Origin of the sequence: Paraburkholderia sp. RL18-085-BIA-A (genome assembly GCF_046027075.1) — a bacterium.
In the GTDB taxonomy this organism is placed as follows: Bacteria; Pseudomonadota; Gammaproteobacteria; order Burkholderiales; family Burkholderiaceae; genus Paraburkholderia.
In genome coordinates, this window is sequence record NZ_JARESU010000505.1 from 1 (window position 1) to 838 (window position 838).

1 protein-coding gene is annotated in these 838 nt (G+C 65.4%); it reads left to right on the plus strand.

Translation table 11 applies throughout. From position 1 onward, the window contains the following. Positions 1-265 precede the first annotated feature (265 nt). On the plus strand, positions 266-838 hold a 573-nt coding region (locus P0D89_RS53530), incomplete at its 3' end, for an IS110 family RNA-guided transposase (protein ID WP_408371363.1).

The following is an 838-nucleotide window of genomic DNA, read 5'->3' on the forward strand; positions in this document are numbered from 1 at the left end:
CTTCCCAAGGCCGCCAGTCGTCCCCGGTGTTCCGGAAGAAACGACGATGCGCTATAACACAGGCGGCAGCGCCTTGATGACCGGAAGTTCACTGGTGCCCGCATGCGACGTCACCGGACGCCGCGTGACGAGCCCGGTACATAGCATGGTCCGGGAATCGTCGGTGACATTGGTGAGCGGCGCGAGCTGCATCCCGTTTGAGAGATCGAGTCGATTCAGACGCTTCCCCTGGCGCTGCCCTGAACCAACCAGCCGGGAGCACGCCATGGCCATGCGCAAGCGGGAAGACGATGCGGTGTATCCGAACGCCGCCGGGATCGATGTGGGCGCGTCCAGCCACTGGGTGGCAGTCCCCCGGACGGCCGACGACCAGCCGGTGCGCGAGTTCGGCACGATGACCGGTGACCTGCACGCGATGGCCGACTGGCTGCTCGCGTGCGGCGTCGATACCGTGGCGCTGGAATCCACCGGAGTCTACTGGATACCGGTTTACGAGCTCCTCGAGCAGCGCGGGCTGACCGTCTGGCTCGTCGACGCGCGGCAGATGAAGTACGTGCCGGGGCGCAAGAGCGACGTACAAGACTGTCAATGGCTGCAGAAGCTCATGAGTCTCGGACTGCTGCGTGCGGCCTGGCGCCCCGATGGCGAAGTCTGCGTGGTGCGCACGGTGGTGCGGCAGCGCGAGCTGCTGCTCACCGAACAGGGCAGCTGGGTGCAGCGCATGCAGAAGGCGCTAGTGCAGATGAACCTCCAGCTCACCGAGGTACTCACTGACGTGATGGGCACAACCGGACAAGCGATCATCCGCGCGATCGTTACCGGCGAACGCGACCCGAAG